This window comes from Treponema berlinense (assembly GCF_052273165.1).
Taxonomy (GTDB): Bacteria; Spirochaetota; Spirochaetia; order Treponematales; family Treponemataceae; genus Treponema_D; species Treponema_D berlinense_A.
The window spans coordinates 245,367-252,093 of the sequence record NZ_DAVZIU010000001.1; the positions used below are offsets into that span (position 1 = coordinate 245,367).

7 protein-coding genes are annotated in these 6,727 nt (G+C 36.7%); 6 read left to right on the forward strand and 1 reads right to left on the reverse strand.

Going from position 1 to position 6,727, the window contains the following annotated elements:
- Positions 1 to 10 precede the first annotated feature (10 nt).
- The 3 genes from holA to ACT6XC_RS01175 all read left to right on the forward strand — a co-directional run bounded on the left by holA (position 11) and on the right by ACT6XC_RS01175 (position 2,949).
- Positions 11 to 1,027 (forward strand): DNA polymerase III subunit delta, encoded by a 1,017-nt coding sequence (gene holA, locus ACT6XC_RS01165; protein WP_443740519.1) that lies wholly within the window; start codon positions 11 to 13, stop codon positions 1,025 to 1,027.
- 138 nt (positions 1,028 to 1,165) lie between these two features.
- Positions 1,166 to 2,245, forward strand: a complete 1,080-nt coding sequence (locus tag ACT6XC_RS01170) for a hypothetical protein (RefSeq protein ID WP_443740520.1) — start codon at positions 1,166 to 1,168, stop codon at positions 2,243 to 2,245.
- A complete protein-coding gene (locus ACT6XC_RS01175) occupies positions 2,245 to 2,949 on the forward strand; it encodes a LysM peptidoglycan-binding domain-containing protein (RefSeq protein ID WP_443740521.1) in 705 nt (234 codons plus the stop codon). Before ACT6XC_RS01170 ends, ACT6XC_RS01175 begins: the two co-directional genes overlap by 1 nt.
- 54 nt (positions 2,950 to 3,003) lie before the next feature.
- Here the strand turns inward: ACT6XC_RS01175 and ACT6XC_RS01180 are convergent, their stop codons facing one another.
- Positions 3,004 to 3,570 (reverse strand): NUDIX hydrolase, encoded by a 567-nt coding sequence (locus tag ACT6XC_RS01180; protein ID WP_443738869.1) that lies wholly within the window; start codon positions 3,568 to 3,570, stop codon positions 3,004 to 3,006.
- A 191-nt stretch (positions 3,571 to 3,761) separates the two neighbouring features.
- Between ACT6XC_RS01180 and ACT6XC_RS01185 the strand changes: the two genes are divergently transcribed.
- From ACT6XC_RS01185 to ACT6XC_RS01195, 3 genes are all read left to right on the forward strand, one after another.
- The gene (locus ACT6XC_RS01185; RefSeq protein WP_443738868.1) at positions 3,762 to 4,586 is read left to right on the forward strand and encodes an AAA family ATPase; all 825 of its coding nucleotides are present in this window, start codon (positions 3,762 to 3,764) and stop codon (positions 4,584 to 4,586) included.
- On the forward strand, positions 4,583 to 5,377 hold the full coding sequence (locus ACT6XC_RS01190) for a hypothetical protein (protein WP_443738867.1): 795 nt from the start codon (positions 4,583 to 4,585) through the stop codon (positions 5,375 to 5,377). The genes ACT6XC_RS01185 and ACT6XC_RS01190 overlap by 4 nt, the downstream gene beginning before the upstream one ends.
- 186 nt (positions 5,378 to 5,563) lie before the next feature.
- The gene (locus ACT6XC_RS01195; RefSeq protein WP_443740522.1) at positions 5,564 to 6,202 is read left to right on the forward strand and encodes a CDP-alcohol phosphatidyltransferase family protein; all 639 of its coding nucleotides are present in this window, start codon (positions 5,564 to 5,566) and stop codon (positions 6,200 to 6,202) included.
- Positions 6,203 to 6,727: the final 525 nt, after the last annotated feature.

A 6,727-nucleotide genomic window follows, 5' to 3' on the forward strand; every position in this document is an offset into this window, starting at 1 on the left:
AAATTTTGCAATGTCAGCACCGATTTACCTTTATACTGGACCTGAAGCCGGTGAAAAAAATGATCAGATTCTCGCATTAAAAGAAGAGTTGCGCAAAAAAATGGGCAGTAGTGACGATTTTGTTTATTACGGAACGGATTTAAATATGAGCGATGTTGTTGCGCAGTTGATGACAGAGTCGCTTTTTATTCCTTCAACCTTTGTTACAATCCGCAATGCAGAACTTGTAAAAGATAAAAAAGATATTGATATGCTGGCACAGTGGGTTCAGACTGTTGAAAAAACAAAAAAAGAAACGACAGTGCTGGTTCTTGTTTCTGACGAACTAAAAGTTGATTCTAAACTTGAAAAACTTGTTCCTGCTGCAAATAAAAAAGTTTTTTGGGAGATGTTTGAAAATCGCAAGGAGCAATGGCTGTATTCCTTTTTTAAGAAAAACGGTTATTCCCTTGAGCCAGACGCAGTGGCTTCGATTCTGGAAATGGTAGAAAATAATACCGAGGCTCTCAGAAACGAATGCAGTCGCTTTTTTATGTGCTTTGAGCCAGGGCATTTTGTTACAGCCGCTGATGTTGAACAGATTTTGGCGCATAACCGTGAAGAATCGGCTTTTACACTTTTTGGGGCAATGGTTGAGCAGGAGTTGCCGCGAAAAAGGTTTGAAAATTGTCTGGAAATTCTTCAAAAAATCAGGATGTCAAAAAAAGACAGCGATGCCGTTGTAATAATTGCGGGGCTTTTGTATTGCTTTAGAAAACTTGCGCTTTGGCAGTCGTTGCATATGTCAGGTTCTCCAAACGAAGCAGAATTAAAGAAAAATGGCTTTACTTCAAAAACCGCCTGTTCTCAATATTCTTCGGCAAGCAGAATTTGGTCTAGCGGTCAGGTTGCTGCGATTGTCGCCCTGCTTTCAAAAACAGATATTGATATTCGTTCTTCGGGAACAGTATTTCAAGATACTCTACTATCTCTAATGATTTACGAAATTATAATAAAAAACGGTGCTTATTGTTCTGAATACGAGTAAATGAATGTTGCTCTATGCCGATAACTTAATTATAATTACTCTTGGTTTTGGATTATAATTTTTTATTATGAAAAAAATTAAAAAACAGAGAGATGATGAAATTCATTTTGTTTTTTTAATTTTTATTTGGAGGAAAAATTGAAAAAGTTAATTTCAGCACTTGCCTGTATTTTGGCTGTTCTTTTTGTAGTTTCCTGCGGTTCAACTCCAGAAGCTGAGCCGGAGCCGACTGTAAAAGATGCAGTAGAGGAAATTAAAAAAGATGTAGAGGAGACTGTTGATTTTTCAGCAGCAAACAAATCTCTTCTTGCTTTAACGGAAGTTGCCCGGCAGAGCGCAATCGAATTTGGAGCAGAAAAGTATTTTTCTGACGGATTTTCTGTTGCAGAAACAAAATATACTTCTATAAAAAACAATGTCGAAACAGATTCTTCAAAAGATTATTCTGCGGAAATAAAAGATCTTACTGCCCGTTACAATTCTCTTGCTTCTGCAAGCCAGGCCTGTGCCCTTAAAGAAAAGGCAGACGCGCTTTCTCTTGCAAACGAAAATCAAAAAGCTTACGACGAGGGAAAAAGGGCTCTTGAAGAATATTCGGCTTTTGGAGCAGACAAAGACGGTGCAACTCTTCTTGCAAAGGCAAATGAAGCGCTAGCCGCTTACAATGACGTTGTAAATAAAGGTCTTAAAGCAAATGCGGCCCGCGAAAGACAGGGTGCGCTCGAAGCAAAAAGAAATGCTGACAAAGTAAGAGCTGGTGTTGCAAAAAAAGAAGAATACAAAAAAGCTTCTGAAATTTTTAAGAAAGCAGATTCTTCTTATGTGACTGCGAATATCGAAGGCGCCTTTAACGGATATAAGACTGCAAAAGAAACATATTCCGCTTTGTACGAAGAAATTAAAGAAAAACGTGCTGCCGCACAGGCTTTAATCGATGCTGTAAAACAGAAGGTTGCTGATTCTGAAAATTATGCAAAAGAAGCAGATTCAATCGCTCCTCTTGAAGGCGTAGTTGCAGGAATCGAAGCGGAAGATGCAATTCTACTTGAAGAAGATAATTTTGCTAATCCAGAAGATGCAGTTATCAATGTTGAAGACGGCACAACTGCAAAAACGGCAGAAAAAGTTGCAGAAACTGCAATTGCTGTAGAAAATGCAGCCACAAAAGCCGCTGAAGCAGTAATCCAGGATTCACAGAATACATCGGAGGCTAAATAATGAAAAAAAGTATTACAGTTTTATTGGCGGTAATTTCTGCCTCTGTGCTTTTTGCAGTAAGTTATAAAAATAATACTTATCAAAAACTTGCAAATGAATATACAAAAAAAGCCCAAAATGCCTTGGATGCAGGAGATTATGTTCTTGCTGAAGACTATGCAAAAAAAGCAGAAGAAAATGCGGCTCTTTCTCAGGCATATATTCAGAAGATGCTTGCAAAATCGGAAGCTGATTCTGTAATGAAAAATGCGTCAAAGCGTCTTGATTATGCAAAGTCAATCAATGCAGATAAAAATTTCCCAATGGCGTATACAGCTGCTCAAAAATCTTATGCAAGTGCAGATGATGCTTATAAGACAGAAGATTATACGACAGCCGCAGCCTATGCAAAACAAGTATTGGAAGCTCTTGCCGACATAAAAGAAATTACACCGCTTCCGCAGTATTATATTGTTCGTCCGTGGGAAGAAACAAAAGATTGTTATTGGAATATTTCTGGTCGCCCTTATGTTTATAACAATCCTTTGCTTTGGGAAAATCTGTATCAGGCAAACAAATCTAACATGCCAAAACCAGGCGATCCAAACTTGATTATGCCTGGAATGAAAATGGAAATTCCTAGTTTGACAGGCGAATATCGCGAAGGCGTTTATTCTCCTTCAAAAAAGTATGACGGCTATTCTGCCGTAAATGCTGAGAAATAAAAAATGCGTAAAAAAAGGCAGAAAATTTTTATTTTCTGCCTTTTTATTTTAAATCTAAAAATTTCCAGAATCTTCTGCCTGCCGGAAAAGCATTAGCGCACTGCACATAAGAGCGTGAGGCATTTGCGGAGTTCCCATTTTTTTGTAAACTTCGCTTTTTGGCATTTCAAGGTAATTTAAGTATTCGTCAGAATCTAAATTTTGAGAGCCAGTTTCTTTTAAGTCAAAGGCCGCAAACACATGAAAGTGGTTTGTCATAAAAGCTGGGTTTGGATTTATTTTTCCAAGATAACTCATTTTTTCTGCAACACAACCAGTTTCTTCTCTTAACTCGCGAATTGCTCCTTGAAGCGGAGACTCGCCATCATCAATTACGCCACCTGGAAATTCAATGCTAAGCGCTTTTTCTCCGTGTCGCCACTGCTTGACCATTATAAAATTTTCGTTTTTGACAGGAATTACGGCAACCCAATCTCTTGAATCAATCGAAATGTAGTTGTGCTTTTGACCGTCGCTTGCAGTTGCAAGTGTTTGGCAGACGGTTGCTATCGGAGTTTTTAAAAGGATTTCTTTTTCGCCTTCTGTCCATACGAGCTGCGAGTCGCTGAAAGAATTTGCCATAGTTTTTTCCTTGTTTTGATAAAATTTGTAATTTTTTGCAATATTTTTAAAGTTTTGACTTAAAATCGAGTTTATTTTATTATATTTAAAGTGATAAAAGTTTAAAGGGAGAAAAATCGTTCAAAATTAAATTTTACAACATTTAAAATTGTTGAATTTTTTAGCCCTTGCAGTTTTCCAATGGAGGATTTATGGCAATAATTACTTTTTCTAGACAGTCGGCTGCACTTGGAGATGAACTTAGTCAGCTTGTTGCAAAAAAAATGAATTATACATTTGTTGGTCGTGAAGATTTGGAAAAGAAAATAGTTGCGCTTGGCTTTCCAAAGGAGAAACTTCATAAATACGATGAAAAATCGCCTGGATTTTTTGCTTCTCTTGCAAAAGACCGCGATGAATATCTTGATTATTTACAGACAGCCGTTTTAGAAGTTGCTGATGAAAACAACTGCGTAATTGTTGGAAGAGGTTCTTCTGTAATTCTTAATTCTGTTCAAAACCATTTTTGTTTTAGAGTTTTGGCTTCGAAAAATGACCGAATTCAGCGTTTGAACGAACTTTTGCAGCTTGACGAAAAGCGCGCAGAAAAAAAACTTGCGGTTGCAGACAAACAGAAGTCTGGTTTTTACAAAAGTTTTTTTAATTGTCAGGTTGACGATCCAACTCTTTACCATGCCGTGATTAATACTTCGGTTGTGGACTTGGATGCTGCTGCAGAAATGATTGTTGCCCTTGTAAAAGCTTCAATTACCCAGAAAAAAGAAGAACTTGGACGTTTGCGCCTTGACGAAATGCTTGTTTGTCAGAGAATTGTAAATATGCTGATTCTCGAATACTGCTTGAATATAAATTTCTTGCATGCGACTGCACGTGATGGAAAAGTAATATTGCACGGAGTTGCAGACTCTACAGCGATTGTTGACCGCGCTCTTACGATTACGCAGGCTGAACTCCCAGAATACAAGGTTGAATCTGCAATAAACGTTGTTCAGGATTTTAAGGCTTATCCACAATGAGTTTTTACGCCTGTCTTTCATTCGCAATAATAAATTTGTGTCTTGGCGGAGTTGCTGGCTGCCTTTTTTGTGCAGGCTTTGCCAAAATTTTTCATAAAAAGTTTTTAAAAGCGAGAATTTCTGTAATTTTTTTGCTTTTAAGCGTTGTTGTTGCGTTTGGAGCTGGCGGCTTTATTTTTATTAAAAATCCATCTTTTGAGTTTTCTGTATTTTTGACGGAAAAATTTTTCTTTTTAGCCCTTTTTGCCGCTGGATTTTTTGGAGCGGTTTTTTGGAAAATTGTTTTTCCTGCTTTGATTGCATTTTATATTGCGCTTTCGGCGTTTACAGGAATTGCCCTTTATTCTGAATTTGGAATTTTGCCAGACAATATGAGCGTTACTTTGAATAAAACTTTTATCGAAGCTGGAAAATCGACTTTTTTTGTAGATTCTCCGGAAAATAAAAGTCTTGCGGTCGAAGTTTATATTTTGCCAAAAAAACTTTTAATTCCTCTGCCACGGGTCTGGTACCGCGTAATTGGAACCGTTGATTCTTCTTATATTGATGATGGAAAAAATATTCGGCTTTCCTCTGATTTTTCTGGCGAACTTTTGTCAGAAAAATCAAAAAATGGTCATAATGATTCTTTTTTTGAAAAAAAAATAAAAATTTACAGGGAATGGGTATTAAAAACTCGCAAAAACCTGCTTGTTCCGCTTCCGCAGGATGAACTTTTGCCTTCTGTTTATACTCTTAAATTTAAAAGAAAAACAGAAATTCTTTCGTGTAGGCTTGAAAAAAATCTGTAGCGGAATTTTGCTTTACCGTTAAATTTTGCGTAAGGCTATGGAACCCTTGCAAAGCAATCCGCCAAAGGCGGACGAGCGGCTAGCGAGGGGTGGAACAGCCGGCGGCAACTTGTTGCCGATACGCCCATATTTTTAGAGTTTTTTTATTACTTGACTTTTTAACGGCTTGTCAGAATACTTATCAATATGAAAGTTTCTAATAAATTTACTGTTGCTCGGTTGATTTTTGCACCGATTTTTTTTCTGCTTTATAATATTCCGATTTGGACTGGCAATAAAATGCTTGCGTTTATTTCTGCCTGTATCATGATTCCTTCGCTTATTGTTATGGAACTGACGGATTATTGGGACGGGCATTATGCGCGAAAACACAACGAGGTAAGTGATTTAGGAAAACTTTTTGACCCGTTTGCCGATGTAATGCTCAATTTAACGGTTTTTATTTCAGCTCTTAATTCTTTTGACGCAAAAATGGGCTCTTATATGCCACTTGTTATTTTTGTTCTTATTATGTATCGCGAATTCTGCCAGAATTTTTTGAGAATGCTTGCAATTCGTCAGGGCGTTGCAATTGCTGCCCGGAAAGGCGGAAAGGTTAAGACCGTTTTTTATATAATTTCGGGATTTTTTATGCTTGCTGTCGAGAGTTTTATTCGTTTTGGACTAGTTAAAGTTTGCAATGCAAAATTTGGCATTGATTTTACGGCATTTTATCCTTGTGCAAAAATTGTAATCCAGGCTTTTTATGTTGTGTGCCTTGTTTTGAGTTACACTTCGTTTATTGATTACTTAAAAAAGTTTGGTTCGGTTTTTAAGGATATGTAATTTTTTTTTGAATCTTGAGCACCTGTTTTTTTGCAGGTGCTTTTTTTGTTTTAAACGTTTTTTTTTATTTTTTTTAGAGTTTTGGAGCGCATTTTTTTTGAAAAGGCGCAATTTTCTCATATAAAGAAAGTTTTTGCTTTTTACTTGCTTTCCACCCTTCGCTAAGCGCTCATTGAGCCTTCGGTTTCGTTTTTGCTTCACCGCAGGCTCAACTTCGGGGTTCCAATCAAGGCTAAGGTTTTGATTTAGTTTTTTCAGCCAGTGTTAAACAACCTGTAAAAATTAGGAAAAAAGATAATTAAAAATATAACAAAATCTTTATGATAAATTTTAAAAAAAATAAAAATCCGATGTTGACGTATTTTTGTCTATATGTTAGTATATTTTTCGTTGCGAGACGGCAACACAATAAGTTCTTTGAAAAGAAAATCAGTGAAGGAAAAGAAAGACAAGATAGCAGACAAAAACGAAAGTTTTTGTTCGTGTGGAAAAGTTTTTCGAGTATAAAACGAATGCCAGCGGAAC